The sequence below is a fragment of the Pseudolysinimonas sp. genome (genome assembly GCF_049651805.1).
In the GTDB taxonomy this organism is placed as follows: domain Bacteria; phylum Actinomycetota; class Actinomycetes; order Actinomycetales; family Microbacteriaceae; genus Pseudolysinimonas_A.
Genome location: NZ_JBASCU010000016.1, coordinates 1 through 26,034 on the forward strand (window position 1 = coordinate 1; position 26,034 = coordinate 26,034).

Genomic DNA, 26,034 nt, shown 5'->3' on the forward strand with positions numbered 1-26,034 from the left:
GTTTGGCGGTTCCTCGGGCCCTGAGCCGCCAAACGGCACGAATCGTCGGGGTTCGACCGGAATCCAGAGGAACTTGCCGCGGCGTTCGGGCGTCAGGAGGCGGGCGCCGGAGAGGCGCTCGATGAAGTCTTCCTCGGGGCCCGCGTGGCGACGCAGGGAGCGGGCGTCGAGCACCTCGACGTGGCGCACCGTCGCCCCGGTGACGGCGGGTTCGAGGCCCGATCGCACGACCTCGACCTCGGGGAGTTCCGGCATCCCTAACCCGCGTCGGGGTTGCGCTCGCCCGAGCGCTGGGCATCCTGCAGCACCGACCAGGCGGCGAGCGCGGCAGCCATCTCGGCCTGCTTCTTGCTGGTGCCGTCACCGTCGGCAATCTCTTCGCCCGCGAGCCAGACCACAGCGTGGAAGCGCTTCGAGTGGTCGGGGCCGCTGTCGGCGACCTGGTATTGCGGCAGCCCCTTGCCGAGCCGTGTCGACAGCTCTTGCAGACTCGTCTTCGGATCCATCGCCGCGCCGAACCGTTTGGGGTCGGCGAGCAGCGGGTCGATGAGCCGCAGCACGAGGGCGGTCGCCGCGTCGGGTCCGTCCTCGAGGTACACGGCGCCGATGACGGCTTCGAGTGCGTCCGACAAGATCGACGACTTCTCGCGACCGCCGGTCATCTCCTCGCCGCGGCCCAGGCGCAGGTGCGCGCCGAGGTCGATCATGCGGGCGATCTCGGCGAGGGCGACAGCCGACACCAGGCTCGCCCGCCGCTTCGCGAGTTCGCCCTCGTCGAGGTCGGGATGCTCGCGGTAGAGCATCACCGTCACCGCTTGCCCGAGGATCGCGTCGCCGAGGAACTCGAGGCGCTCGTTGTGGGCGATCGCGCCGTTCTCGTACGCGTACGAGCGGTGAGTCAGCGCCAGCTCGAGAAGCCCGGCATCAACGGAGATGCCGAGCTTGGCTGCGAGTTCGTCCGGGGTCGCGGCCATTCCGTTTTCAGGACGTGCGGGCGTCGGACGAGCGGACGTGTTAGACGTCCGCGACCTTGCGGCCCTTGTACTCCAAGTACAGGGGGGTGCCGGCGGAGTCTTCGACAACCTTTGCGCGGTGCGGGAGGCTGTAGGTGACCTTGCCGTTCTCGATCGTCTTCACGAGCTGCACCGGGGTCGCCTTCCACTGCGAGCGGCGGGAGTGCGTGTTCGAGCGCGACTGCTTGCGCTTGGGAACGGCCATGTCTATCTCTTCTCGTTGGTGTCTAGGTCTTCGCGAAGGGCTTCAAGAGCCGCCCACCTCGGGTCGGGCGTCTCCTCGACCTCCTGCTCGAACCCGTCCGGAAGCCTCTCCCCGGTGAGGGGGTCGAGGCCCGGACAGTCCGGGCGACAGACCGGCTGGAACGGTAGCGACAACACCACCGCATCCCTTACGACGGGTTCGAGATCCAGCTGGTCGTCTCGAACCACATAGTCGAAAGCTTCGTCAGGAGAATACGCGAAAAGCTCTTGGAATTCGACTTGAACGTCGATCTGCACCGGGTCGAGGCAGCGCCCGCACTCCGCCCGGGCGACCGTGTCGACCTCGGCGGAGACCAGAATGCCGTCGTGCAAGCCTTCGAGGCGAAGGTCGATGCGGATGTTCTCCCCCGGCGCGACGGCTGCGGCGCCCTCGCCGAGCTTCTCGGGTACGGCGAAGTCGAGCGTACGCTCGCGCATCTCGCCGGGGCGGTGCACGAGGTCGCGGACGTTCACGACATACGGGGAAGCAGACACGAGTTGCGATTGTACGCGCCCCGCCCACCTCGAGCTGGTCCTCACCTAGCATAGCGTTAGCGCTATATAGCGTGGATGCGATACGATCACGAGATGGCAGGGATGGGCAACCAGATCAAGGGCATGGGCAATGACCTCGTGCGGGAGGCCCGGCGACGCGTCGGGTGGACCCAGGCGCGCCTCGCCGAAGAGGCCGGCACGACGCAGTCGGCGATCGCGAGGCTCGAGTCGGGCCGCACCTCCCCCGCCTTCGACGACGTCATCCGCCTCCTGCGCATCATGGGGCTCGACCTCGACTTCATGCTCGTCGAACGCGACGACTCCGACTGGATCCAAGCCCAACGGATGCTCCCGTTGTCCACAGATCAGCGTCACGAGCACCGTCGCAGCTTCGTCGAGGAGGTAGACCTGATCCGTGCACGTGCCGCCTGAACTCAAGTCCGGTCCCCTTCTCGAGGTTCTCCATCGCCATGGAGTCGAGTTCGTCCTCATCGGGGGGCTCGCGAGCGTGCATTGGGGCTCGCCGTTCATCACGCGCGATCTCGACATCACCCCACAACGGAGCCAGGAGAATCTCGATCGGCTCTCCTCGGCGCTGACCGAGCTCGAAGCCTCAATCCGGGTTGACGCGGAACCGGAAGGCATCCCCTTTTCGCACACCGGGAGCTCACTCGGCGAAAGCCTCGTTTGGAACCTCAGAACCTCGTACGGCGACTTGGATATCTCGTTCGTCCCCAGCGGCACGACCGGATTCGACGACCTGGCCCGCGACGCGGCCGACGAGCGGATCCAGGGGATCGAGGTCCGAATCGCCTCTCTGGCCGACGTCATCCGGTCGAAGCAGGCCGCCAACCGCCCCAAGGATCAGCGCGTGTTGCCGACGTTGCGCGAGATCCTCGCCTCGCGCAACCCGCGCAACCGGTCATAGGTCTCGACACGCGGCCTTCGGCCGCTACTCGACCACCGAGTCATCCCGCGGGATGTCAGCCGCCGATCGCGGTCAGGGCCTCGTCGATGATCGCGAGCCCGCGCAGGCACTCCTCGGGCGTGACGACGCACGGCGGCACGACGTGCAGCCGGTTGTCGGCGACGAAGGGCAGCAGCCCGCGCGACAGCAGCTCGGTCTTCAGCGCGCCGATGACCGACGGCGCCACCGGCTCGCGGGTCTCACGGTCGGAGACGAGGTCGAGCGCCCAGAACACCCCGAGCCCGCGCACGTCGCCGATGATCGGATGCTGTTCGGCCAGGGCGTGGAGACCGGGGCCGAGCACGTTCTCGCCGATCGCGGCGGCGTTCTCGATGATGCCCTCCTCCTCCATCGCGTCGATCGACGCGACGATCGACGCCATCGCGAGCGGATGCCCGGAGTAGGTGAGCCCACCCGGGAACACCTGATCGTCGAAAGCGCCCGAGATCGACTCCGAGATGATGACGCCACCCACGGGCACGTAGCCCGAGTTCACGCCCTTCGCGAAGGTGATCAGGTCGGGCACGATGCCGTCGGGGTTGACTTGTCGGTGCTGCCACGAGAACCACGAGCCGGTGCGGCCGAAGCCCGACATGACCTCGTCGAGAATCAACAGGATGCCGTACTTGTCGCACAGTTCGCGCACGCCCGTCAGATAGCCGGGGGGCGGAACCATCACGCCCGCCGTGCCGGGCACGCCTTCGAGCAGGATCGCGGCGATCGAGGATGCCCCCTCGCTCACGATCACCCGCTCGAGGTGATGCAGCGCGCGGGCGCTCTCCTCTTCCGGCGTCGACGCCCAGAACTCCGAGCGGTAGAGGAACGGCCCGAAGAAGTGCACGTGGCCCCGCGCGTACTCGTTCGGCACCCGCCGCCAGTCGCCGGTCGCGACGACCGCCGCTCCGGTGTTGCCGTGGTAACTGCGGTACGTCGAAAGCACCTTGTCGCGACCCGTCGTGAGGCGGGCCATGCGGATGGCGTTCTCGTTGGCATCCGCCCCGCCGTTGGTGAAGAACACCTTGCCGAAGTGCGACCCGGCGCGCGCCAGAATTCGGGATGCCGCCTCGCCGCGGGCCAGGTTGGCATGCGCGGGGGCGACCATCGGCAGCTCGGCAGCCTGCTTCTGGATCGCCGCGACGACCTTCGGATGCGCGTGGCCGATGTTCATGTTGACGAGCTGGCTCGAGAAGTCGAGGTAGCGGGTGCCGTCGTAATTCCACACCTCGCTGCCGAGACCTCCGGCGACGACGAACGGGGTGAGCGACCCCTGCGCCGACCAGGAGTGGAAGACGTGCGCCCGGTCGAGGTCGTACGTGCGCCGGCCGAGAGCCGGATCGAGATCGGCTGCGGTGTCGCTCATGGTGTGGTGCCTTTCGTGAAACGGGTGGAGCGGATGGTGGGGGCGCCTGGCGAGCAGGCACCCCCACCGGTGCTACGTGGTTACTGGCCGCCCTCGGTGAGGGTGACGTCGATCGGCGTGTACGCGCCGTCGACGACGACGTCAGCCGCCAGCAGTTCGGCGAGCGCCAGTTCGATGTACTCGTTCGAGTACGCCGAAGCGGGGGGCTCCGCCGTGATGAGGTTGAGGCCGTCCTGGTTGGTCGCCGCGAGCGCACCCGCGACGGTCCGGTCCCAAGCACTCGCGTCGATCAGGCCGAAGTCGCCACCGGCCCAGATCAGCTTGTTGACCTCGTTCATCTGCCACAGCTGGTGCACCGGGCCGACCGGGAAGGCGGCTTCGGCGTTGATGGCGGCGTCGTAGACGATCGCCGCGGCATCCTCGGGGTTGTCACGGGCGTAGACCCACCCCCTGATGATCGCCTTCAGGAACCGCACCGCGGCATCCGCGTAGGCCGGGTCGTCGAGACGGGCGGTGTCGGCCCAGATCGCGTCCTGCAGCATCGCGCCGGCGGTGTCTTCATACGAGATGACGTTGAAGTCCTCCGGCTGGTACAGCTCGCCGGTGTCGGGGTTCACGACCTCGAGCACCTGCGCCCACTCGTTGTACGTCATCGCCTGAGCGGCGTCGACGTCGCCATCGAGCAGGGCGTTCATGCTGAAGTCCTGCGTCGTGATCGACACCGTGGTCGAGTCGAGACCCTCATCCGCCATCGCGGCGAAGATCTCCCACTCGTTGCCGAAGCCCCACGAGCCGATGCGCTTGCCCTCGAAGTCGGCAACCGACTCGATGCCGCTGTCGGCCCACGAGACCTGCAACGTTCCCGACTTCTGGAACACCTGCGCGATGTTCGTCAGCTCGACGCCGCTGGCCTCGATGCTGCCGAGCACCTTCGGAACCCACGCGATTGCGAAGTCGACGTCCCCGGCGACGAGGGCGTCCTGCGGCACGATGTCGCCCCCCGAGGGGACGATGTCGACGGAGTCGAAGCCCTCGTCTTCGAAGTAGCCCTGGTCGAGGGCGACGTAGTAGCCGGCGAACTGCGCCTGAGGCAGCCACTGCAGCTGCAGGCTGATCTCGGTGAGCGGCTCGAAGTCGCCGTCGTCGGTTCCGGGGTCGGCAGGGCCGGTGCACGCGGCAAGCGTGAGCGCGGTCGCGGCGGCAGCGGTGGCGAGCAGCGTGCGTCTGATGCTGTGTTTCATGCTGTGTCCTTTCATCGGTGGTGCGGGGTGGGACATGGATGCCGGTCAGACCGGCGAGCGCCTCGTCACGAGCCGCTCCAGCAGCGACGTGACGAGGAAGAACAACAGACCGATGGCGATCGCCCCGGCGACGTAGGCCCACGCCAGAGCCGCTCGGCCCGACTTCGCATAGGTGGCGATCGCGGTGCCGATGCCGTCGGCCGGGCCACCGAAGTACTCGGCCACGAGCGCCGAGATGACGGCGAGGGATGCCGCGATGCGCACCCCCGTGAGCAGGTACGGCAGGGCAGTCGGCAGGGTCAGCTTGCCGAAGGTCTGCCACCCGGTCGCCCCGGACGCCCGCAGCAGGTCGCGGTGCACCGGGCGGGTCTGGCGCAACCCGCGCAGCACGTTGATGTAGACGGGAATGAAGGCCGCGATCGCCGCGACCGCCTGCCGGCCGAACTGGCTCGAGGCGCCGAACATCGTGTTGAGGATGGGGGTGAGCGCCACGATCGGCACGACGGCGAGTGCGGCGACCAGCGGAGCGAGCATCCCGTCGATCGGCCTCGCCGCGGCGCCGAGCCCGGCCAGCACGATGCCCAGCAGCGCGCCGAACAGCAGCCCGACGAGGGAGTTGGTGCCGGTGATGAGCATGTCCTCGCCGATGATCCCGATGCGCAGCGCGAGTTCCGTTCCGATGGCGGCGGGGCCGGGCACCATGCGCGGCGCGATCTTGAGCACGTCGACGACGAGCACCCACAGGGCGATGAGCAGGATGCCGACCACGATGGGTGCGGCGAAGCGCACCCAGGCGGGCCACACGCGAGCAGTCATCGCTCGTTCGCCCTCTCGACCGGGGCGCCATGCAGCGCCTCGCGTACCTCGGTCACCTTCGCGAAGTACTCAGGCGACTCGCGCAGCGCCTCGCCGCGGTTCGCGCCGAGCCCGGTCTCGATGACATCCGTGATCCGCCCCGGTCGCGGGCTCATCACGACCACCCGGTCGGAGAGGAACACCGCCTCGGGGATCGAGTGCGTCACGAACACGACGGCCGCGCCGGTTTCGGCGGCGATGCGGGCGAGCTCCGACTGCAGGTACTCGCGGGTCATCTCGTCGAGCGCGCCGAACGGCTCGTCCATCAGCAGCAGCCGCGGGTGCTCGGCGAGCGCCCGCGCGATCGCGACACGCTGCTGCATCCCGCCGGAGAGCTGGTCGGGGTAACGGTCGACGAAGTCGGTGAGCCCCACCAATTCGGCGAGTTCGGTGACGCGTTTCGCCCGGTCGGATGAGCTCACCCCGTGCAGTTCGAGCGGCAACGCGATGTTCGCCCCGACGCTGCGCCACGGCAGCAGGCCGGACTGCTGAAACGCGATGCCGTAGTCCTGGTCGAGTCGGGCCGCGCGGGCCGGTTTGCCGAACACTTCGAGCGCGCCCTCCGAGGCGTCGTCGAGGTCGGCGATGAGGCGCAGGAGCGTCGACTTGCCGCATCCCGAGGGCCCGATCAGCGAGACGAACTCGCCGGCCGCGACCTCGAGGTCGACGCCGGTGAGCGCGACGACATCCCCGCCCTTCGTCGGGAACGTCTTGCCGACGCCCTCGGCCCTCACGGCCGGGATGGAGGTGGTGCTGGTCGTCACGTCGTCGCCTCTCCGCGTCGATATCTGCGCAGGCCCAACCCGACGAGCGCGACCGAGCCGGCGGCCACGAGGCCGAGCGCGATCGACCCGAAGGTCGGACCCCACGGGGCTGCCGGGTCGCTCGACCCTTGCCCCGCCAGTTGGATGAGCATGCGACCGATGCCGCCCCGCATTCCGATCGAGACTTCCGCGACGACGGCGCCGATGACGGCGTTCGCAGCGGCCAGTCGCAGGGCGGGCAACAGGTACGGCACGGCGGCCGGGAGCCGCAGGCGCAGCAGGGTGGCCCGGTAGCCGGCGGCGTAGCTGCGCATGAGATCGAGATGGATGCGGTCGGGCGACCCGAGGCCCTTGAGCGCCCCGATGGCGACCGGGAAGAACGCGAGGTACGAGGCGATCACGGCGACCGACACCCACTGCGGCCACGGGAAGCCGCCGCGGTCGATCTGGTTGCCGATGACGTTCACCACCGGGGCGAAGGCGATGAGCGGAACCGTCTGGCTGACGACGATCCAGGGCAGCAGCCCCCACTCGACGAGCCGCCAGCGCTGCATCGCCAGGCCCAACAGCATCCCGACGGCGACGCCGATCGCCCACCCGGCCGCCGCGATGCCGAGGGTGAGCAGTGCGGCGGAGGCGACCGAGACGATGAGTGGCGGAGTGTCTCCCCCGCTGGTCGACTCGAACAGGCGGGTGACCATGTCCCAGAGGTGCGGCATCGCGCGGTCGTGAGTGCGCGGCAGCAGCATCACGCCCGAGCCGGTCTCGCCCGCGATCGCACCGACGACGAATCCGTCGGCCGGGCCGAGGAACTTGTACAGCTGCCATGCGCCCGCGACCGCAAGCACGCCGAGCACCCCCCATGCGGCGCCGGCCCAGCGCTGCATCAGGCCTTGGCCGTTACGTGTTCGCGCATCGCGGGGATGACGGTCTCTCCGTAGACGCGGAGGGTCTCCTCCTTGTTGTCGTGCTGCAGATAGCCCGCGAACTGGTGCACGCCGATCGCCTTGAGCTGCTCGAGCTTCGCGATGTGGTCGGCAGCCGTGCCGAGGATGCAGAACCGGTCGACGATCTCGTCGGGTACGAAGTCGACATGGTCGTTCTCGGCCTTGCCGTGCGAGTTGTAGTCGTAGCCTTCGCGGCCCTTGATGTAATCCGTGAGCGCCTGCGGGACGGCCCCCGAGTCTCCGTACTTCGCGACGATGTCGGCGACGTGGTTACCCACCATGCCGCCGAACCAGCGCGACTGTTCCCGCGCGTGGGCGAGCCCGGCATCCGTGCCGTCGGTGATGTAGAACGGCGCGGCGACGCAGAAGGTGATGCTGTCGGGGTCTCGGCCCACCTTCTCGGCGGCGTCACGCACCGTCGCGATCATCCACTTCGCGATGTCGACGTCGGCGAGCTGCAGGATGAAGCCGTCGCCGACCTCGCCCGTGAGCTTCAGCGCCAGCGGGCCGTAGGCGGCGACCCAGACCTCGAGTTCGCTGCCCCGACTCCACGGGAAGCGCAGCTCGGCGCCGTTGTACTCGACGCTGCGCGAGTTGCCGAGCTCGCGGATCACGTGGATCGACTCGCGCAGCTCCTTGAGCGTCGTCGGCTTGCCGTTCGTGACCCGCACGGCCGAGTCGCCGCGGCCGATGCCGACGACCGTGCGGTTGCCATACATCTCGTTGAGCGTCGCGAAGACGGATGCCGTGACAGTCCAGTCGCGCGTCGCCGGGTTGGTGACGAACGGGCCCACCTTCACCCGCCGCGTCTCGGCGAGGATCTGGCTGTAGATGACGTACGGCTCCTGCCACAGCAGGTGCGAGTCGAACGTCCACACGTGGCTGAACCCGTACTGTTCCGCCAGCTTCGCGAGGTGCACCGTGCGCGAAGCCGGCGGGTTCGTCTGAAGTACTGCTCCGAAATCCATCAGTTGTCCGTCCCTTTGCCGCCATAGAGGGTTCTCTGGCGCCAGGGAATCCCGCGTGCGGAGTTCCCTAGCGCCATAGAGGGTTCTATGACCGAAGTCACGGCGTTCATACGAGGTACTGCGACAGGCCGCGCTTGAGGAAGCGTCCGTCGCCCTTCGATCCGAGGTACTGGGCACGATCGATGATGACCTTGCCGCGAGACAGCACGGTGTCGACGTGGCCGTCGATTTCGTAGCCCTCCCAGGCGGAGTGGTCCATATTCATGTGGTGGGTCGTGGCCGAGATTCTCGTGTGGCCGTTGGGGTCGTAGACGACGACATCCCCGTCGGCTCCGGGGGCGATGACGCCCTTCTTGCCATACATGCCGAACATGCGCGCAGGGGTCGTGGATGTTAGCTCCACCCAACGCTCGAGGGTGAGCTGCCCGGTGACGACGCCCTGGTACATGAGGTCCATGCGGTGTTCGACGCTGCCGATGCCGTTCGGGATCTTGCGGAAGTCGCCCTTTCCGAGCTCCTTCTGTCCCTTCATGCAGAACGGGCAGTGGTCGGTCGACACCATCTGGAGGTCGTTGGTGCGCAGCGCCTGCCACATGTGATCCTGGTGGCCCTCCTCGCGGGAACGCAGCGGCGTCGAGCACACCCACTTCGCACCTTCGAAGCTCCCCCATTCCTCCGATGTCGCACCCAACTGCTCTTCAAGCGACAGGTAGAGGTACTGCGGGCAGGTCTCACCGAACACGTTCTGGCCGCGATCCCGGGCCCAGGCGAGCTGTTCCACCGCCTGCTTCGCGCTGACGTGCACCACGTACAAGGGCGCACCGGTGAGGTGCGACAGCATGATCGCCCGGTGCGTCGCCTCCTCCTCCATCTGCCAGGCGCGCGCGATGCCGTGGTAGTACGGCGTGGTCTTGCCGGCCTCCGCGAGCTGGGCGGCGAGCACGTCGATCGCGGGGCCGTTCTCGGCGTGCATCATCGTCAGCAGCCCGAGCTCGGCGGCCTTCTGCATCGCCCGCAGGATCTGCCCGTCGTCGGAGTAGAACACCCCCGGGTAGGCCATGAACATCTTGTAACTCGAGATGCCTTCATCCAGCAGCTTCGGCATGTAGGCGAGGGATGCCTCGTCGACGCCACCGATGATCTGGTGGAAGCCGTAGTCGATCGCGCAGTTGCCCGCGGCCTTCTCGTGCCAGGCGGCGAGCCCGTCTGGCACCGGGGTGCCGGCGACCTGCACGGCGAAGTCGACCACCGTCGTCGTGCCTCCCCACGCGGCAGCACGGGTACCCGACTCGAAACTGTCGGATGCCTCGGTGCCGCCAAAGGGCAACTCGAAGTGGGTGTGCGCGTCGATGCCGCCGGGGATGACGTACTTGCCGGTCGCGTCGATCACGGTGTCGGCGGATGCGCCCAGGTCGGCGCCGAGCAGCACGGAGCCGGGCGCGAGCAGCGCGACGATCTTCTCGCCGTCGATGAGAACGTCAGCTTCGGTGCGGCCGGTGGCCGAGACGACGGTTCCGCCCTTGATCAGCGTCGTGCTCATGAGTCAGGGCCTTGCCGTCGCGGTGTACGACTCGGGCCGGCGGTCTCGGAAGAACTGCCAGTCGTCGCGCATCTGCTGAACCATGTCCATGTCGAGGTCGCGCACCAGTATCTCTTCGTGCTCACCCGAACCGCGCTCCCCGACGAAGTTGCCGCGCGGGTCGATCACCTGGCTGGTGCCGTAGAAGTCGACGGCGAGTTCGCCGTACTCGTTGTCTTCGCGCCCGACGCGGTTGGGCTGCAGCACGAACATGCCGTTCGCCACCGCGGCGCACGGCCCCTCGACCTCCCACAGCCGGTTGGAGAGCCCGGGCTTGGTGGCGTTCGGGTTGAACACCATGTGCGCCCCGTTCAGGGCGAGCTCGCGCCAGCCCTCGGGGAAGTGTCGGTCGTAACAGATGTAGACGCCGATCTTGCCGACGGCGGTGTCGAACACCGGGTAGCCACCGTTGCCGGGGCGGAAGTAGAACTTCTCCCAGAACCTATCGAGATGCGGGATGTGGTGCTTGCGGTACTTGCCTAAGACGCGTCCGTCGGCATCCACCACCACCGCGGTGTTGTAGTAGACGCCCGTCATGTCTTCTTCGTAGATGGGCAGGATCATCACGACCCCGAGCTCTTTCGCCAGCGCCGCGAACCGCTGCACGATCGGGCCGTCGGCGGGTTCGGCGTAGCGGTAGTACTTCTTGTCTTCGGTGATGCCGAAGTACGGGCCGTAGAACAGTTCCTGGAAGCAGACGACCTGCGCGCCCTGCTTCGCCGCCTCACGCGCGAAGCCTTCGTGCTTGTCGAGCATCGACTCCTTGTCGCCGGTCCAGGTGGTCTGCGTAATGGCTGCGCGCACGATGTTGGCCATGCCCGTCCTTCCCAGGTTGTCTTTTGTTATTGTTCGCCGTAAACATTTCTTTGTTGTTTCATTCCATGTCTTTGGCGTAACAGAAAGCTAGGCGGTCTCGCGTGAAGTCGGTAGCTCTCACCGTGGAAAAGCGCACGCCGCACGGCATTGCCGGAGCGATCTCGCGCCTGATCACCACCGGAGACCTCGCGCCCGGTGACCGGCTACCCACCGTGCGCGATCTCGCGAAAGACCTCGGGGTCTCGCCGGCCACCGTCAGTCACGCCTGGCAGACCCTCGCCGCGGCGGGTCTCATCACCTCCCGGGGACGCTCCGGCAGCTTCGTGCGCTCCGCCCCGAGGGAATGGATGCCGCGGCGCTATCAGGGACTCGACGGCTCGCTCGAGGCTGCGCTCGATCTATCGCGCGGCACCCCCGACCCGTCCCTGCTGCCCCGCCTCGGCCCGCTCCTCGCCGCACTTGAGGTGCACGTCGACACGCGGTCGTATCAGGCCAAGCCCGACATCCCCGAGCTGCACGATTTGTTGCGCAGCACCTGGCCGAGCGAGGTCGAATCGATCACCGTTACCAACGGTGCCCTCGACGCCATCGACCGAGCGCTCGCGACCCTCGTGCGGTACGGCGACCGGGTACTCGTCGAGAATCCGACGTTCCCGCCGTTCCTCGACCTGCTCGACGCCTACGGGCTCGAGCCGGTCGGGGTCGAGATGGATGCCGACGGCATGCTGCCCGACGCGTTCGCGCGTGCCCTCGGCACCGCGCCCGCCGTGGTGCTGCTGCAGACTCGCGCCCACAACCCGACGGGGGCGTCGCTCTCCCCGGAACGGGCGGCGCAGCTCGGCCGGCTGCTCACGCGCTCCCGCACCGCCCCGAACGCCATCGTGATCGAAGACGACCACTCGGGATCGATCTCTTCGGCGCCCGACGTGACCCTGACATCCGCCGTGCCCGACCGGGTGCTGCACGTGAAGAGCTTCTCGAAGTCGCACGGCCCCGACCTGCGCATCGGCGCCCTCGGCGGTCCGCGCGCCCTCGTCGACCGGGTCGTGGCGCGGCGTCTGCTGGGGCCGGGATGGACGTCGCGCACGATCCAGGCGATCCTGCACGCGCTGCTCACCGATGCCGACGCGGTCGCCCAGGTCGAGGCGGCGCGTGCCGCCTACGCCGCACGGCGGGCGGCGCTGCAACGGGAACTCCTCGCCGTCGGAGTCGAGCTGCCGCGCGGTGACGGCATCAACGCCTGGCTGCCCGTGGCCGAAGAACGCGCTGCCCTCGTGCACCTCGCTGCGGCCGGCATCCGGGTCGCTCCGGGCGCGCCGTTCCAACTCGGCGCAGCTCCCGCCCCGCACGTGCGCGTCACGGTCGGCGTGGTGCCGGTCGAGTCGGCCCGCGACGTCGCACGAGCGCTGGCTGCGGCGTCGACGTCGGACGGATCCTGAGCTCGATCCTCAGCTGCCCGCCTCACCTCCTGTGGCTGTGCCCGCCACCGGTGTCGAAGCGCACGACGACGTGGTCGAGGTTCGGCAGCGCATGCTCCAACCGGTGCTCCGCCTCATGCGCGATCTCCTCCGCGACGCTTACGGGCGAGTCGGCGACGGTGATGTTCGCCGAACCCTGCAACCTGTGACCGACCCAGCGCAGACGGAGCTCGGAGGTCGCGAGCACCCCGGGAGTACCGGCCAGAGCCCGCGCGGCGCTCCCGACGAGGTCGGGCTCCACGCCATCCATCAGTCGTCGTCCGATGCTGCGCACGGTGCCGATCAGCAGCACGAAGATCGCGGCCGAGATGACGAGGCCGACGATCGGGTCGGCCAGTGGGAATCCGAGCATCACACCCACGGCGCCGAATACCACCGCGAGCGAGGTGAAGCCGTCGGTGCGGGCGTGGATGCCGTCGGCGACAAGGGCCGCGGATCCAATCCGGCGTCCGACCCGGATGCGGTAGATCGCCACCGCCTCATTGCCCGCGAAGCCGACGAGGCCGGCGGCGAGCACCCACCACACGTTGCTGATCGGCTGCGGGTTGATCAGCCGCTCGATCGACTGCCACCCCGCGACGACCGCCGAGGCGAATACGACGAACACGATGAACAGCCCGGCGAGATCTTCGGCGCGCCCGAAGCCGTAGGTGTAGCGACGGGTCGGCAGGCGTCGCCCGAGCACGAAGGCGATCCACAGCGGCACGGCGGTGAGGGCATCCGAGAAATTGTGGATGGTGTCGGCGAGCAGTGCGACGGACGAACTCGCGATCACGACGACGAGTTGCAGCACGGTCGTGACGAGGAGGATGACGAGACTGATCTTGACCGCGCGGATGCCGTGGCGGTTCGCCTCGAGCGCGTCGTCGATCGAGTCGGCGGCGTCGTGGCTGTGCGGCACGAAGATCGCCTGAAGCACTCCCTTCAGTCCGCGCGCGTGCTCGTGAGGGTGGTCATGCTCATGCTCGTGGTCGTGGTCGTGGTCGTGGTCGTGGTCGTGGTCGTGCGGGTGGTGGTCGTTCACGAACCCTCCTCCTGGTGGTGGCGCGGGGTGCCGCCGAGACTGTGCTCGGCTTGGAAGATCGCGTCGCTCACGAGCCGCTTCGCGTGCTCGTCGGCGAGCCGGTAGAACACGCGGGTGCCGTCGGTGCGGGTCAGCACGATACGTGCGAGCCGCAGCTTCGCCAGATGCTGCGACACCGACGTCGCCGACTTGCCCACGGCATCCGCCAGGTCGCCGACCGAGAGTTCGCCGTCGCGCAACGCGAGAACGATGCGTACGCGGGTCGCGTCGGCGAGCATCGCGAACACCTCGACAGCGAGTTCGACATACTCGCTGTCGGGATGGCGTCCGCATTGCTGCATATCTGCATTCATACGCAGATACTTACATACAACAGGGGCCGACCCCAAACATGTCGGGGTGAGCGACCCCCTCACCTTCCGCACCATCGTGCTGGCCGTCGCCGCCCTCAACCTCGGCTACTTCGGTGTCGAATTCGGCGTCGCGCTCGCGTTGCCCGTCCTGGCAACCGTGTGGACGCGATCATCCTGGCCCGGCAGACCATCGAGATGCGGGCGCTCCTCGCGTTGCACCGAACGTCGCTAGGCTCGCAACATGGAGCCAATTTCCGCCGGCATCGGCGGCGTGATCGCCCTCGTCGTCTTCATCGTCACCGTGGTCTCGATCGTGAACAACCCGAACCATGGGGGCTTCGGCAAGTTCGTGTGGATCGTCGTGGCGTTCTTCCTCAGCATCCTCGGCTCGATCCTGTGGCTGATCTTCGGCCGCGGGCGCGTGCCCAAGCGATGATCGAGGTGGCCTCCCTCGCCCGCATCCTGATCGTTGTCGTCGCTCTGGTGAACGTGGGCGACATCGCGTTGCACGTCGCGATCGATCAGGTCGAGCCGTTGCGCATCGCGGGCAACATCGTCGTGATCGCGGCGGCGGTCGGGGGGCTCGCCCTCCCCGCACTTCGCACCCCGGTCGTGCCGATCGTGGCCGGGGTGGTGAGCCTCGGGCTCAACCTGGTGTTCATCGTCACGTCAGGTATCGGCGGGCTCGGCGCGGTGCTCATCGCACTCACCACGATCCTGCTGGCACTTCTCGCCGGCAGCCTCCGTCGCCCGCGAACGTAGACCGTCGAAGACGTGACGCGCGCCACGTTGGCAGGCGACGCGCGTCACGTCGTCCCTAGCCGGGCGGTCTGCCGCCTCGGCGGTTCGGTGGCTCGATCGGAGCCGCGTCGACGAATGTGCGGGCGAGCACCTGTCCGTCGGCATCTTCGAGCCAGAGCAGGAGTCGTGCGGGGCGCCCGGGCGGAGGCACGGCGACCGAAACCCCAGGGCTCAGGATGAATGGGGACGCCTCAAGCGCATTCGACACCGAAGCGGCTGTGGGGGGTGTCGACGGGAAGGGCCGGCCCGCCGATGTCCAGGCCGCGCGAACAGTGCCGGTGATGGCCTCCCGCCCGTGGTGCGAGACCCGAACCACGAGCTCACACGGCTCTGTGGGAACCTCGATGTCGGCTCCCGCGCACCTGGGCACCACATCGACGACGAGTACGGTGTCGGCGTTGACGTGCGCCGGGTCGAGCCCGCCCCAGTCTTTGGGCCGACGCTCGGCATCGAACAGGCCCGCCATCTCGTGCTCGACGTCGGCGAGCTCGGTGTAGACATAGCCGGCGAAGCGGTCATGGCGCCGCAGCTCCTGGGTCTGCCACCTCAGGTGCCAGGCACGTTCGAGGCTCGTGAAACCCGCGCCGTATTCGCTGTTGACGATCGGCACTCCGCGTCGTGGGAAGTCCGCCGAGCCGTAGAAGCTCTTGTCGACGATGAAGTCGGGGCCGAGCTTCACCGGAAAGTCCTCACGCTCCCCCGCGGCGAGGGCAGCGACGTTGGCAGCCCACGCCGCCGGATCCTCGTCGTAGTAGTGCCAGTCGACGAGATCAGTGCGCACATGTGCCCAGCCGGAGTTCTCGACGATCGGGCGCGAGGAATCAATCGCCCGCATCGCGTCGTACGCCTGTACGGCTGCGGCGGCACGTTCCGGGCTGCCGGGGATATCCCAGTCGAGACCCCACTCCTCGTTGTAGAGGCCCCAGATCACGATCGACGGATGGTTGCCGTCGCGTTCCACCATGGGCGCGAGCTGCGCCTCGAACGCCGCCGCCGCCGCGGCACTGAACCGGCTCGGACAGGCCGGCTCCGCCCAGACGAGCATGCCCATCCGGTCGGCGCGGTCGAGCCAGCGCGGCTCCTCGAACTTGAGATGTTTGCGAACCAAGTTGTATCCGAGCGCTCGCGCGAGATCCAGGTCGCGCAGCAGGGTCGCATCGTCGGGCGCGGTGAGCCCGGTCTCGGGCCAGTAGCCCTGGTCGAGCACTCCGCGCACCACGAACCGCTCTCCGTTCAAGAACAGCTGCTCACCACGCGTCTCAATGCGACGCAGGCCCGCGACAACGATGACGCGATCGGCGGAAGCACCCGAACCCGTCTCGAACTCGAGCCGGTAGAGGTGCGGATGATCGGGAGACCAGGTGCGTGGCTCGACGAGCGCGAGTCGGCCGCGCACCTGACCATCGGCGTCGGCGACGAGTGCGACCTGCTCCCCCGCCTCGGAACCCTCCACGACACGGACGCGCACTTCGGCCCCCGCCGGAGCATCGCCGGCAACCCGCCCTTCGAACTCGAACGCCTCGAGGGAGTCGCCGCGCACGGCAACCGTCGCCAGATAGTCCCGGCCGCGGGCCTCGAGCCACACACTCTGCCAGATGCCCGAGGTGGGCGTGAACGAGACCCCGTCGTAGTCGTCACGCGGGATCGACCGCTGCTTGCCGTGCGCGATCGCGCGCTTGTCGGCAGGCGCTTCCACCTCGACGACGACCTCGGCGGACACACCGGGAGAGAGCCGGTCGGTCACGTCGAACTCGAACGAGGTCGAGCCGCCGACGTGCTCGCCGACGGGCACCCCGTCGATCGAGACGACGGCGCGGTGGTGAACGGCGCCGAAACAGAGCGCGATGCGGGCATCCGTCCATTCGGTCGGAACCGTGACGGTGCGTCGGTAGCGGGCGTGTTCGAGCCAGGTGCGCCCGACGCCGGACGCCGGTGTCTCCCAGGCGAAGGGCACGACGATCTCGGCCGCGCCGTCCTCGCTGTCGAAATCCCAGATGCCGTTGAGGGTGAGCCAACGATCTGACCGGTCGCGATCAGGGCGCGGGTACTCGTGTTTGGGCACGGCAGTCATGCGGGTGGAGCCTTTCGAGTCGGGTCGGAGCATGGTCAGCCCTTCACGCTTCCGGCGAGGATGCCGTTGATGAAGTGCCGTTGGAAGACGATGAAGACGATGAGGAGCGGCACGAGCGCGACCGACGCTGCAGCCAGCAGTTCACCGGTCACGGTCGCGTAGTCCGCCCCGATCTTGTTGCCGGTGATGGTCTGCGCAAGCGTCGAGAGCATCACCTGCAGGGTGGCCATCCGTTCCGAGCTGGCGACGACGACCGGCCAGACGAAGTCGTTGTAGATGTTCATCACGGTGAGCACCGCCAACCCAGCGAGTCCGGGCCGAATCACCGGCACGACGATGCGCCAGAAGATGCCGAACTCGCCGCAGCCGTCGACACGCGCGGCGTCGAGCAGTTCGTCGGGCACGGCCGCGATGACCTGCCGCATCCAGAAGATTGCGAACGCGTCGACCGAACCGGGCAGGATGAGCGCCTGGTAGGTGTTCACCCACCCGAGTTCTTTCATCTCCAGCAGCAGTGGGATGATCAGCACGATCGTCGGCAGCATGAGGGTGACCAGCACGGCGCCGAAGATCAGAGTCTTGCCCGGGAAGTCGTATTTCGCGAAGGCGTATGCAGCGAGCGGGGCGCAGAACAACGTGATCGCGCCCTTGATGACGAGCACGATGCCGGTGTTGAGGAATCCGAGCCCGATCGGCACATCGGAGAACATCTCGACGTAGTTGTCGAGCGTGAACATCGTCGGGTCGAACACGAGCGGATAGCGGATGATGTCGATCGCCGGTTTGAACGCCGAGAGCACGGCCCAGGCGACGGGGGCGAGAAAGCCGAGAGTCAGCAGCACGAGGAAGAGCTGCGAGCCGACGGCGGGGAGCGCGAAGCGGCGGCGCGGAGTCTGGAGAGGGGCCATGATCAGTCCTTCGCCCTCAGCAGCCGTACGAAGACGAGCGACAGCGCCATGACGAAGATCACCAGGAGGAACGAGTTCGCCGCACCCGTGCCGAGGTCACCCCGCGTGATGTGGTTGTAGAGGTAGTAGCCCGCGGTGGTCGTCGAGTTGTACGGACCGCCCTGCGTCACGACGTAGGGCTCCGCGAACATCTGGAACACCGCGAGGGTCTGCAACACGACGGCGAACATGATCGTGCGGCGGATGAGCGGAACCGTGATGCTCCACAGCTGCCTGCGGCGCGAGGCGCCGTCGAGGGCTGCGGCTTCGTAGACGTTGCCGTCGATCGCCTGAAGTCCCGAGAGCAGGATGATGACGATGAAGCCCGTCGTCTTCCAGAGAAAGAGCAGCGCCAGCGTCGGCTTGGCCCACTCGCTCGTCGTGAGCCAGCCGATGTCGGGCAGCCCGACGAGACCGAGGGCGCCGTTGATCGCGCCGTAGTTCTGGTCGAACAGCACGACCCAGATCTGGGCGATCGCCACGAGCGGGGTCACGAACGGCACGATGAATGCCGTGCGGTAGAACGAGCGGAACCGGGTCTTCGCGTTGTCGAGCAGCACCGCTACGAGCAGCGCGATCACGAGCTGCACGGGCACGATCAGCAGCCAGAGCACCCCGGAGTTCGACATCGACGACCAGAAGCCGGGGTTGGAGAGCAGGTAGCTGTAGTTGTCGAGGCCCACCCATTCCGCGCTGCCCGATCCCCGCCAGTTCGTAAACGACAGGCGGAGGGTAAACAGCATCGGGTAGACGCTGAAGGTGCCGAAGACCGCCACGAACGGCAGGACGAACACGTACGGCGCGAGCCGGCGGCGAAGCGGGAAGCGCGCGGCTCCCCGCTTCGGCCGGGTCGCCGGACGCACCGTGCGAGGCGCGATCGTGGCGGTCATCGGGGTAGTTCCTTCAGCAGTCGGGTGCGGCTACTGCCGGTCGACCAGGTTGGTCTGGATGTCGGCAGTCGACATCGAGATCACCTCGGCCGGCGTCAGATCGCCGTCGAGCATCCGCTGGACGTTGTTGCCGAGGTAGTCGACCGCACCCGCCCACCAGGTGGGGGTCGGCACGCTGCCGGGGATCTCGGCGCCGGCCTCGGTTGCGACCTCCCACAGATCCTGCCCGCCGAGCGACTCGAGCGGCTCGAAGAGCGGATTCGACGGGTCGGCCGCCGGGAGGTAGGACGGGATCGAGGTGTTGAGCCCGCCGGGGTAGACCTCGTTCGGCCCGTAGACCGCCGTGTAACCGGCTTCGTCGAACATCAGGAACTCGTAGAACAACCAGGCGAGCTCCGAGTTCTCCCCCTCACGCGGGAGGATGAAGGACGCACCGCCCATCGCACCGCTGCGAGCCCCGCCGGACTCCCACGCCGGGAGTGGCATGGCGCGCCAGTCGCCGCGCGTTTCGGGAAGCAGCTGCTCAGTCGCGAAGCTGAACCATTGCGCCCAGGGGTAGAAGACCTGCTGTCCTGACTCGAGCGTCGCGATGTCGGTCGGGCCGAGGTACTCCGCGCGGGTTCCGAGCCCTTCCTGTGCGACCGTGTCGAGGAAGCCGAGGATCTGCTCGTACTCCGGGGAGTCGAGTCGCAGTTCGCCGTTCTCGTCGGCGATGCTGGTGCCGAGCTGGCTCGCGTACATCTCGAGCTGCAGTTGCCCGAGGAACGCGCTTTGCTCCAGGTGGATCGGACCCGACCCGGGGACCGCCGCCTGGTATTCGCGGGCGGCTTCGAGTAGATCGTCGTAGGTCTCGATGTCGTCGACGTCGACACCGGCGGCCTCGAGCGCCGCCGCGTTGTAGAACAGGAGGCCCGGGTCGAGGTCGAACGGCACCCCATAGATGCCGCCGTCGAGTGAGTTCACGTCGACCTTCTGCGGCGCGATGTCGGCGAGATAGGGGTCGAGCACGTCGCTCAGGTCCCAGAGGTGGTCGGCGAAGCCCGCGACGAGCGAGTCGTCGAGGAAGACACCGTCGGGAACATCGGTGCCCGTGATGAGGGTGTTCTGGAGCTTGCCGCCGATATCGACGGCTTCGTGGTTGACGACGATGTCGGGGTACTTCTCATTGAACGCCTCGATGGCGGCGTCGAAGACCTCGAACAGGTCGCCCTCGCGATCCCAGATGGTGATCTCCCCCGAGGGTGAGTCGCCGGTGGGCGCTTGGAGTCGGGTCGAGTCTGCTTCGTCGTCAGAACCGATCGACGGGCCGCAACCGGCGAGCGCGATGGTGACGACCGCGGCGGCACCGAGGGCGCCGAGGCGGGTCGAACTGCGAGACAAATGCATGGGGACACTCCTTTGTGACATGGCGCCCGTGAGGGGTATCGAACCACCGTGCAGATGGATCGCGGCTCGGGCGCCGCCGTTTGCCAACGTATGCAAACCCTACCGTGACTTTGCGCACGTTGCAAACGCTATGCTGAGCCCACTGCCGACTGGACGGGAGAGATGCCGGTGCCTGCCACATTGCGCGACGTCGCGGAGCGCGCCCAGGTGTCGATGCGCACGGTGTCCAATGTCGTGAGCGGCTACACCCACGTGAGCGCACGGATGCGCGAACGCGTTCTCGCCGCGATCGCCGAACTCGACTATCGACCCAATCCGGTCGCCCGAACGTTGCGGACGGGACGCACGGGCGTCCTCGCACTCATCGTGCCTGAGATCGACGTGCCCTACTTCAGCGAGCTCGCCCGCGATGTCATCAACGCGGCAGCCGGACTCGGCTATCAGGTCATGATCGACCAGACCGGACACGACCACGAGCGCGAACGCGATCTTCTGACTGGCGCCGACCGCGCCATGCTCTTCGACGGCATCCTGTTCAGCCCGCTCGTGACCAAGGCTGAGCTGCGGGAGATGAACGGACGCAGCTCGATGCCGATCGTCATGCTCGGTGAGCACGACTTCGATGGGCGATACGACCACGTGGCGATCGACAACGTGCGAGCCGCACACGATGCGACCCGGCATTTGATCGACCTCGGTCGGACACGAATCGCCGCTCTCGGCGCCCAGCCCGCCGAGAGCTACGCGACGCCTCAGCAGCGCACCGCCGGCTATGAAGCAGCCCTACGTGAGGCCGGCCTTGAACCCGACCCGTCGCTTCTGCAGCCGGCCGAACACTACCGGCGCGCCGACGGCTACGAGGCGACTACGGCGCTGCTCGCCCGAAGCCCGCGGCCGGACGCGATCTTCTGTTATTCCGACCTACTCGCCATGGGCGCTCTTCGAGCCGCCTTCGACGCGGGCCTCCGCGTGCCTGAGGACGTCGCGATCATCGGCATCGACGACATCGAGGAGGGTCGCTATTCCCGCCCGAGCCTCAGCACCGTCTCGCTCGATACTCCGTTCATCGCGCGCGAGGCGGTCGCCCGCATAGCCGCGCGCATCGAGGACCCCGACACTCCGGCCGAGGAAGTCGTCGCTCCGCACACACTCATCGCGCGCGAGAGCACTCTCGGCCTCGGGGGTTGACGGCGGGGCAGGTCGCGCCCGACCCCGCCGTCACAGGTCACCCGACCGAACTCACCGCCATATCACGCCAGCTCGCTGTCGTGTAGTGCGACCGAAGACCCGGCGATCCGGCCGGCTCGCAACTGGTCACTGTCTGCGAGATGGTCGTCGCCGCCGAGGAAAGGTCGGCAGGCTGCGCCGTGACAACGAAGTCGCAGCCATCAACCGTGATCGACAGGTGGTACCAGACGCCCGTCGACACGCCTCCGGTGACAGACGTGCTTGCAATCCCAGTCCAGCTGTTGTCCTGGTAGCCGAACACGAGGGTGTCAGTCCCTGAATCGATCCCCGCGTAGTAGCCAGTGTGGGCATCCGCTCCGGTCGACGGATTCGTCACCCGACTGAGTAGGCCGGCCTGACCTGCGGAGTCGAGCCGCACGTCGGCTTCGACTCGATAGTCCGTCCAGGACGGGTGACCCCACAGGCTTTTCGAACCCGCAACACTCGTCGTCACGCTCACGATGCCGTCATCCCCGGCCCAGCTGCCGCCGTACTCCGCGAACCCGTTGGGTGTGAGGTCGACCTCGCGCCAGCTCGCGCTCGTGTAGTGCGCCCTGAACCCGAACATCCCGGTCGCCGCACATGACGAAACCGTCTCGCTGATCGTCGTAGCGGCCGACGACAGGTCCGCCGGTTGCACGCTGATAGCGAAGGCGCACCCCTCGACCGCGACGCGGAGGCGGTACCACACGCCCGTTGACACGCCACCGGTCACCGCCTCGGTCGCGATCCCCGTCCAGTTGTGGTTCTGGCGCCCCAGCACGAGCTCGTCGCTCGCCGACTCGATTCCGATGTAGTAGCCCGCGTGGGCGTCGGCCCCGACATCCGGATCGGTGACCCGGACGAGCAGGCCTGCTTGTCCCGCGGAGTCGAGGCGAACCTCTGCCTCGAAGACACCGTCAGCCCATCCGGTCGATCCGAAGAGCGCCTTGGCACCTGCGACGCTCGCGGTCTGAGCGAGCACGCCCGACCCCGAAGTCCAGGTGCCGCCGTACTCGGCGAATCCCTGTTTGGTGCTCGACGCGAAGCTCGGTACGGCGTCCACCTGGCCGAGACTCGCCGAACCGATGCGCACCTCGCACTGGTTCCCGGCACCCGAGATCCACGTCCCGGCGAGGTATAGCAGCGTCTCGCCGTCTTCGCTCGGCAAGATCGGTGAACTGTAGCCGGGGCACGAGGGCTCGCCAGAGTTGTACCCGCCCGTCGGGTCGATCGTGAGGGGTGCTGTGAGCTCCACCCAGTCGCCGGTGCCCATCGTGGTGTTGGCGAAGACAACGCGACCCGATTCTGGCTCGACGGTGTAGCTGCCCGTGCTTCCGGTCACTACGCGTTGGCCCGAGATCAGCACCGTGCCGTTCGGGCCACCCGCGGGTGTCCACGCGAGGTAGGGCGTGTGTAGCAGCTGGCGACCGTCGGCGGTTTCGACGAGTTCACCGGGATCGCTCGCGGTTCCCCAGTCGAGCCCATCGACGCTCGTTTTCACATACACCTGGCAGGCGTGGTCGGGGTCGGTCGCGTCGCGGCACATCTCGTAGCTCATGAGGTAGGTACCGTCGGGAAGCTGGACGATCGTCTGCATTCCGGGCCGGGCGAGATTGTCGGACGGGAACGCCACATCCTGCGTGATCGACCCCGACCACGAAGCCCCGCCGTTGCTCGACTCGTAGTGACCGATGATCTGGTTGTTCGTCGAGCCGCCCGAAGGGCGCTCGTCGCTGATGAAACAAGCGAGGGTGCCGTCTTCGGTCTGTACGAACCAGGGCTCCCAGATGCCGTGGCCCCAGGTGTTTGGCTCACCCGAGGTCGTGGTGCAGGTCGAGAGGTACGACCAGGTCGACCCCTGGTTGGTGCTACGGAACACTTCGACCTTCTGCGCGGTGTAGTCGCCGACATCCCATGCGGTTCCGGCCGCGAGAATGTCCCCAGCCGTGAGGCCGTTCGCCGTGTACGGCACCTCGTAGAGCACGGGAGCCTCGAGATCCCAGCCCGAGGTGTTCGACGTTATCGTCGAGACCTGGCTCCAGCTCTGCCCACCGTTCGTGCTGCGGTAGATCGGGAGATTGGTGGGCGCTCCCTGGAACCGCTTTGCGAAGGTCGCGAGAAGGGTCTCGTTCGCGCTGCCGTCGTTCTCGATCCGGATCAGCCGGGGATAGCTGGCATCGCCATCGGGGTAGGTGGAGAGGTTGGGGCTGAAGAAGACCGATCCGTCCGCGACTGCGGTGGCGGGAGAGGGCACGGCCACTATCACGGCGGCGAGAATCGCGGCTGCGACCCCCATACTGAGTGTTCGTCTCACGTTGCTGCCTTTCGTCGGAGGCGAGGCCGACGACGAAGGACCTGCCGTGCGACATCGCAACAGTTTTGCCAACGTGCGCAAAACCCTACGACTAGAACGCTGCGAGAGCAACCCGCCTTCGCGCGGCTAACGCTGCAACCAGGCGATCACCGCGAGCACCCGCCGGTGGTCGGTGCCGGAGTCCTCGAGCGCGAGCTTCGCGAAGATCGAGGTGACGTTCTTCTCGACCGCGCCGACGCCGATGAACAGGGCCTCGGCGATCGCGGCGTTGGTGCGGCCCTCCGCCATCAGCTGCAGCACCTCGCGCTCGCGCGGGGTGAGGGTCGCCAGCGGGTCGTGGCGGCGGCCGATGAGTTGCGCCACCACCTCCGGGTCGAGCACGGTGCCGCCGTCGGCGATGCGGTCGATGGCATCCACCAGTTCCTCCAGCGACGCGACCCGGTCTTTCAGCAGGTAGCCGACTCCCCCGCTGCCTGAGCCGAGCAGCTCCTGTGCGTAGGCGACCTCGACGTACTGCGACAGCAAGAGGATGCCGGCGCGCGGCACCAGGGACCGCAACCGGATCGCGGCACGCACCCCCTCGTCGCGGAACGTCGGCGGCATCCGCACGTCGAGAACGGCCAGGTCGGGGTCGAGGTCGACGACGGCGGCGAGGAGGGAGTCGGCGTCGCCGAACGATCCGACGACCTCGTGCCCGGCCTCGACGAGCACCCGCACGAGGCCCTCGCGCAGCAGCACAGAGTCATCCGCGACGACGACCCGTAATCCGCTCACGTGTTCCATTGTGGTGGGTGGTTTCGACACGCCGCTGCGCGGCTGCTCAACCAGCGGAGGGGGCGGGCGGGGGGACGGCGATCGGCAGGTGGGCCGTCACGACGGTGGGGCCGCCCTTCGGGCTCGAGATGTCGAGCGTGCCGCCCTGGCCGAGCACACGTTCCTGCAGCCCGGCGAGACCGTGCTCGGGCACCGCCTTCGCGCCGCCCCGGCCGTCGTCGGTCACCGTGATGTCGAGCCACGTCTCCTCGCTGTCGGGCAGCCGGCGCAGGTCGAGGCGCAGGTCGATCGCCGATGCGCCGCTGTGCTTCACGGCGTTCGTCAGACCTTCGACGGCGATGAAGTAGGCGTTGCGCTCCAACTCGGTCGGCAGGTCGGTGCCCTCGGGCAGCGACGACACCACGCGCACCGTGACGGCACTGCGCACCGCGAGCGACTCGAGCGCGGCGACGAGACCGCGGTCGAGCAGGATCGGCGGCGCGAACCCACGTGACAGCGCCCGTAGCTCCTCCAGGGCGTCCTTCGACTGCTGGCGAGCCTCCTCGAGCAGCTTTCGGGCGGCATCCGGGTCGGTGTCGAGCTGTCGCTCGGCCGCCGCGATGTCCATCTGCAAGCGCACCAGCCGCTGCTGCGGACCGTCGTGGATGTCGCGCTCCAGTCGGCGAAGCGCGGTGCCCTCGGCGGCGACCGCGGCCGAGCGGGACTCGGTCAGCGTCGCGACCTCCTTCTCGAGGGCGTCGGTGCGGAACGCACCGAGCAGTCCGCGGGCGACGCCCCAGTGCATCCAGGTGAGCCCGCGGGTCACGAACGGCAGGGTGGCGAGGAAGATCAGGCCGACGACCAGCCAGAGCAGGGAATCGAAGAGCAGCGGGTCGAAGCGCCCGGCGAGCCCGAAGACCCGCTCGGCGATCCAGCTCGAGACGAAGAAGTCACGGTCGCTGTTCGGCACGAAACCGACCCAGATCCATCCCGTGACACCGCCCACCGCGATCGAGAACCAGATGACCGCGATCGTGAACGAGATCGTCGTGATGATGAAGTTCACGAGCATCGTCCACACCAGGTAGAGCCAGTAGTGACCGTTGCCGAACAGCGCCTTCAGCCAGCCGAGGAACCCGGTCTTCGCGGTGCGATCGTTCCAGTCGGGCCGGCGGATCTCGGGCCGCCCCACCCAGCGGAGCAACGCGAGTTCGACGACACCTGCTCCCCGCGCGAGGTAGAGCACGCCGACGAGGAACAGCACGCCGAGGAAGAAGGTCGCGAACGTCCCTACCGCGGCCGAGAACAGCCCGATGCTCACCGCGAACATCACCACCCCGATCGGGAAGGCGATGAACAGGAACAGCAGCTCTTTGGGCACCCCCGCCCAGAGCCGCAGGTACAGCGGACGGGTGGCGGTCGGGACGGTGTCGGTGCTCATGTGATCTCCATTGTCGAGGCTTCACCCCACCCTCGCGCCGCGAGCCGCGCGGCGGCATGGTGACGGCATCCCGAAACCGGTGGGGATATCCCCCCGCCTGACACGAAATGAGGGCAGGC

The 26,034-nt window shown here is 67.7% G+C and carries 28 protein-coding genes; 7 read left to right on the top strand and 21 right to left on the bottom strand.

Translation table 11 applies throughout. From position 1 onward, the window contains the following. The 4 genes from WBL06_RS02485 to WBL06_RS02500 form a co-directional block, all read right to left on the bottom strand. Window positions 1–255 (bottom strand): DNA-formamidopyrimidine glycosylase family protein (locus WBL06_RS02485; RefSeq protein ID WP_424454396.1); only part of this gene is annotated, 255 nt, incomplete at its 3' end. A 2-nt stretch (window positions 256–257) separates the two neighbouring features. After that, window positions 258–974, bottom strand: a complete 717-nt coding sequence (rnc, locus tag WBL06_RS02490) for a ribonuclease III (RefSeq protein ID WP_424454397.1) — start codon at window positions 972–974, stop codon at window positions 258–260. A gap of 40 nt (window positions 975–1,014) precedes the next feature. Then, a complete protein-coding gene (gene rpmF / locus WBL06_RS02495; RefSeq protein ID WP_191281622.1) occupies window positions 1,015–1,218 on the bottom strand; it encodes a 50S ribosomal protein L32 in 204 nt (67 codons plus the stop codon). Window positions 1,219–1,220: 2 nt separating this feature from the next. Then, on the bottom strand, window positions 1,221–1,712 hold the full coding sequence (locus WBL06_RS02500; RefSeq protein ID WP_424454398.1) for a YceD family protein: 492 nt from the start codon (window positions 1,710–1,712) through the stop codon (window positions 1,221–1,223). Window positions 1,713–1,844: 132 nt separating this feature from the next. Here WBL06_RS02500 and WBL06_RS02505 point away from each other — a divergent pair, with 132 nt between their 5' ends. Both WBL06_RS02505 and WBL06_RS02510 read left to right on the top strand, forming a co-directional pair. Then, window positions 1,845–2,183, top strand: a complete 339-nt coding sequence (locus WBL06_RS02505) for a helix-turn-helix domain-containing protein (RefSeq protein WP_424454399.1) — start codon at window positions 1,845–1,847, stop codon at window positions 2,181–2,183. Next, on the top strand, window positions 2,167–2,679 hold the full coding sequence (locus tag WBL06_RS02510; RefSeq protein WP_424454400.1) for a hypothetical protein: 513 nt from the start codon (window positions 2,167–2,169) through the stop codon (window positions 2,677–2,679). Before WBL06_RS02505 ends, WBL06_RS02510 begins: the two co-directional genes overlap by 17 nt. A gap of 55 nt (window positions 2,680–2,734) precedes the next feature. On the opposite strand, the gene WBL06_RS02515 is transcribed toward WBL06_RS02510, so the two are convergent. From WBL06_RS02515 to WBL06_RS02550, 8 genes are all read right to left on the bottom strand, one after another. After that, window positions 2,735–4,078: an aspartate aminotransferase family protein gene (locus WBL06_RS02515; protein WP_424454401.1), complete on the bottom strand. Its 1,344-nt coding sequence runs from the start codon at window positions 4,076–4,078 to the stop codon at window positions 2,735–2,737. An 80-nt stretch (window positions 4,079–4,158) separates the two neighbouring features. Next, a complete protein-coding gene (locus tag WBL06_RS02520) occupies window positions 4,159–5,319 on the bottom strand; it encodes an ABC transporter substrate-binding protein (RefSeq protein ID WP_424454402.1) in 1,161 nt (386 codons plus the stop codon). A gap of 45 nt (window positions 5,320–5,364) precedes the next feature. After that, window positions 5,365–6,135: an ABC transporter permease gene (locus WBL06_RS02525; RefSeq protein ID WP_424454403.1), complete on the bottom strand. Its 771-nt coding sequence runs from the start codon at window positions 6,133–6,135 to the stop codon at window positions 5,365–5,367. After that, window positions 6,132–6,938: an ABC transporter ATP-binding protein gene (locus tag WBL06_RS02530; protein WP_424454404.1), complete on the bottom strand. Its 807-nt coding sequence runs from the start codon at window positions 6,936–6,938 to the stop codon at window positions 6,132–6,134. The genes WBL06_RS02525 and WBL06_RS02530 overlap by 4 nt, the downstream gene beginning before the upstream one ends. After that, window positions 6,935–7,825: an ABC transporter permease gene (locus tag WBL06_RS02535; protein ID WP_424454405.1), complete on the bottom strand. Its 891-nt coding sequence runs from the start codon at window positions 7,823–7,825 to the stop codon at window positions 6,935–6,937. The genes WBL06_RS02530 and WBL06_RS02535 overlap by 4 nt, the downstream gene beginning before the upstream one ends. Continuing rightward, a complete protein-coding gene (locus tag WBL06_RS02540) occupies window positions 7,825–8,853 on the bottom strand; it encodes a TIGR03842 family LLM class F420-dependent oxidoreductase (protein ID WP_424454406.1) in 1,029 nt (342 codons plus the stop codon). Before WBL06_RS02540 ends, WBL06_RS02535 begins: the two co-directional genes overlap by 1 nt. Window positions 8,854–8,959: 106 nt before the next feature. Continuing rightward, complete coding sequence (hydA, locus tag WBL06_RS02545) at window positions 8,960–10,393, bottom strand: dihydropyrimidinase (RefSeq protein WP_424454407.1); 1,434 nt, start codon at window positions 10,391–10,393, stop codon at window positions 8,960–8,962. A 3-nt stretch (window positions 10,394–10,396) separates the two neighbouring features. Next, the gene (locus tag WBL06_RS02550; protein ID WP_424454408.1) at window positions 10,397–11,248 is read right to left on the bottom strand and encodes a nitrilase-related carbon-nitrogen hydrolase; all 852 of its coding nucleotides are present in this window, start codon (window positions 11,246–11,248) and stop codon (window positions 10,397–10,399) included. A gap of 101 nt (window positions 11,249–11,349) precedes the next feature. On the opposite strand from WBL06_RS02550, the gene WBL06_RS02555 reads away from it, so the two are divergent. Then, the gene (locus tag WBL06_RS02555; RefSeq protein ID WP_424454409.1) at window positions 11,350–12,687 is read left to right on the top strand and encodes a PLP-dependent aminotransferase family protein; all 1,338 of its coding nucleotides are present in this window, start codon (window positions 11,350–11,352) and stop codon (window positions 12,685–12,687) included. 22 nt (window positions 12,688–12,709) lie between these two features. On the opposite strand, the gene WBL06_RS02560 is transcribed toward WBL06_RS02555, so the two are convergent. After that, the gene (locus tag WBL06_RS02560) at window positions 12,710–13,750 is read right to left on the bottom strand and encodes a cation diffusion facilitator family transporter (protein WP_424454410.1); all 1,041 of its coding nucleotides are present in this window, start codon (window positions 13,748–13,750) and stop codon (window positions 12,710–12,712) included. Continuing rightward, window positions 13,747–14,103, bottom strand: a complete 357-nt coding sequence (locus WBL06_RS02565) for an ArsR/SmtB family transcription factor (RefSeq protein WP_424454411.1) — start codon at window positions 14,101–14,103, stop codon at window positions 13,747–13,749. Before WBL06_RS02565 ends, WBL06_RS02560 begins: the two co-directional genes overlap by 4 nt. 46 nt (window positions 14,104–14,149) lie before the next feature. Between WBL06_RS02565 and WBL06_RS02570 the strand changes: the two genes are divergently transcribed. Genes WBL06_RS02570 through WBL06_RS02580 form a run of 3 tightly spaced genes read left to right on the top strand, consistent with a single transcriptional unit; the run spans window position 14,150 to window position 14,865 of the window. Then, complete coding sequence (locus WBL06_RS02570; RefSeq protein ID WP_424454412.1) at window positions 14,150–14,335, top strand: hypothetical protein; 186 nt, start codon at window positions 14,150–14,152, stop codon at window positions 14,333–14,335. Window positions 14,336–14,344: 9 nt separating this feature from the next. Next, window positions 14,345–14,539 carry a PLDc N-terminal domain-containing protein gene (locus tag WBL06_RS02575; protein ID WP_424454413.1) on the top strand — a complete coding sequence of 65 codons (195 nt, stop codon included), beginning with the start codon at window positions 14,345–14,347 and terminating at the stop codon, window positions 14,537–14,539. Further along, window positions 14,500–14,865, top strand: a complete 366-nt coding sequence (locus WBL06_RS02580) for a hypothetical protein (RefSeq protein ID WP_424454414.1) — start codon at window positions 14,500–14,502, stop codon at window positions 14,863–14,865. The genes WBL06_RS02575 and WBL06_RS02580 overlap by 40 nt, the downstream gene beginning before the upstream one ends. 55 nt (window positions 14,866–14,920) lie before the next feature. Here the strand turns inward: WBL06_RS02580 and WBL06_RS02585 are convergent, their stop codons facing one another. The 4 genes from WBL06_RS02585 to WBL06_RS02600 are packed head-to-tail and all read right to left on the bottom strand — an operon-like array spanning window position 14,921 to window position 20,198. Beyond that, window positions 14,921–16,975 carry a glycoside hydrolase family 2 protein gene (locus tag WBL06_RS02585; protein ID WP_424454415.1) on the bottom strand — a complete coding sequence of 685 codons (2,055 nt, stop codon included), beginning with the start codon at window positions 16,973–16,975 and terminating at the stop codon, window positions 14,921–14,923. Window positions 16,976–17,010: 35 nt separating this feature from the next. Then, window positions 17,011–17,883 (bottom strand): carbohydrate ABC transporter permease, encoded by an 873-nt coding sequence (locus WBL06_RS02590; protein WP_424454416.1) that lies wholly within the window; start codon window positions 17,881–17,883, stop codon window positions 17,011–17,013. A gap of 2 nt (window positions 17,884–17,885) precedes the next feature. Further along, window positions 17,886–18,812, bottom strand: a complete 927-nt coding sequence (locus WBL06_RS02595; protein ID WP_424454417.1) for a carbohydrate ABC transporter permease — start codon at window positions 18,810–18,812, stop codon at window positions 17,886–17,888. A gap of 30 nt (window positions 18,813–18,842) precedes the next feature. Next, a complete protein-coding gene (locus WBL06_RS02600) occupies window positions 18,843–20,198 on the bottom strand; it encodes an ABC transporter substrate-binding protein (protein WP_424454418.1) in 1,356 nt (451 codons plus the stop codon). Between the two features lie 168 nt (window positions 20,199–20,366). Between WBL06_RS02600 and WBL06_RS02605 the strand changes: the two genes are divergently transcribed. After that, window positions 20,367–21,386 (top strand): LacI family DNA-binding transcriptional regulator, encoded by a 1,020-nt coding sequence (locus WBL06_RS02605; RefSeq protein WP_424454419.1) that lies wholly within the window; start codon window positions 20,367–20,369, stop codon window positions 21,384–21,386. A 37-nt stretch (window positions 21,387–21,423) separates the two neighbouring features. Here the strand turns inward: WBL06_RS02605 and WBL06_RS02610 are convergent, their stop codons facing one another. The 3 genes from WBL06_RS02610 to WBL06_RS02620 form a co-directional block, all read right to left on the bottom strand. Beyond that, on the bottom strand, window positions 21,424–23,661 hold the full coding sequence (locus WBL06_RS02610) for a family 16 glycoside hydrolase (RefSeq protein ID WP_424454420.1): 2,238 nt from the start codon (window positions 23,659–23,661) through the stop codon (window positions 21,424–21,426). Window positions 23,662–23,847: 186 nt separating this feature from the next. Further along, complete coding sequence (locus tag WBL06_RS02615; RefSeq protein ID WP_424454421.1) at window positions 23,848–24,504, bottom strand: response regulator transcription factor; 657 nt, start codon at window positions 24,502–24,504, stop codon at window positions 23,848–23,850. A 37-nt stretch (window positions 24,505–24,541) separates the two neighbouring features. Beyond that, window positions 24,542–25,915: a sensor histidine kinase gene (locus WBL06_RS02620; RefSeq protein ID WP_424454422.1), complete on the bottom strand. Its 1,374-nt coding sequence runs from the start codon at window positions 25,913–25,915 to the stop codon at window positions 24,542–24,544. Window positions 25,916–26,034 lie beyond the last annotated feature (119 nt).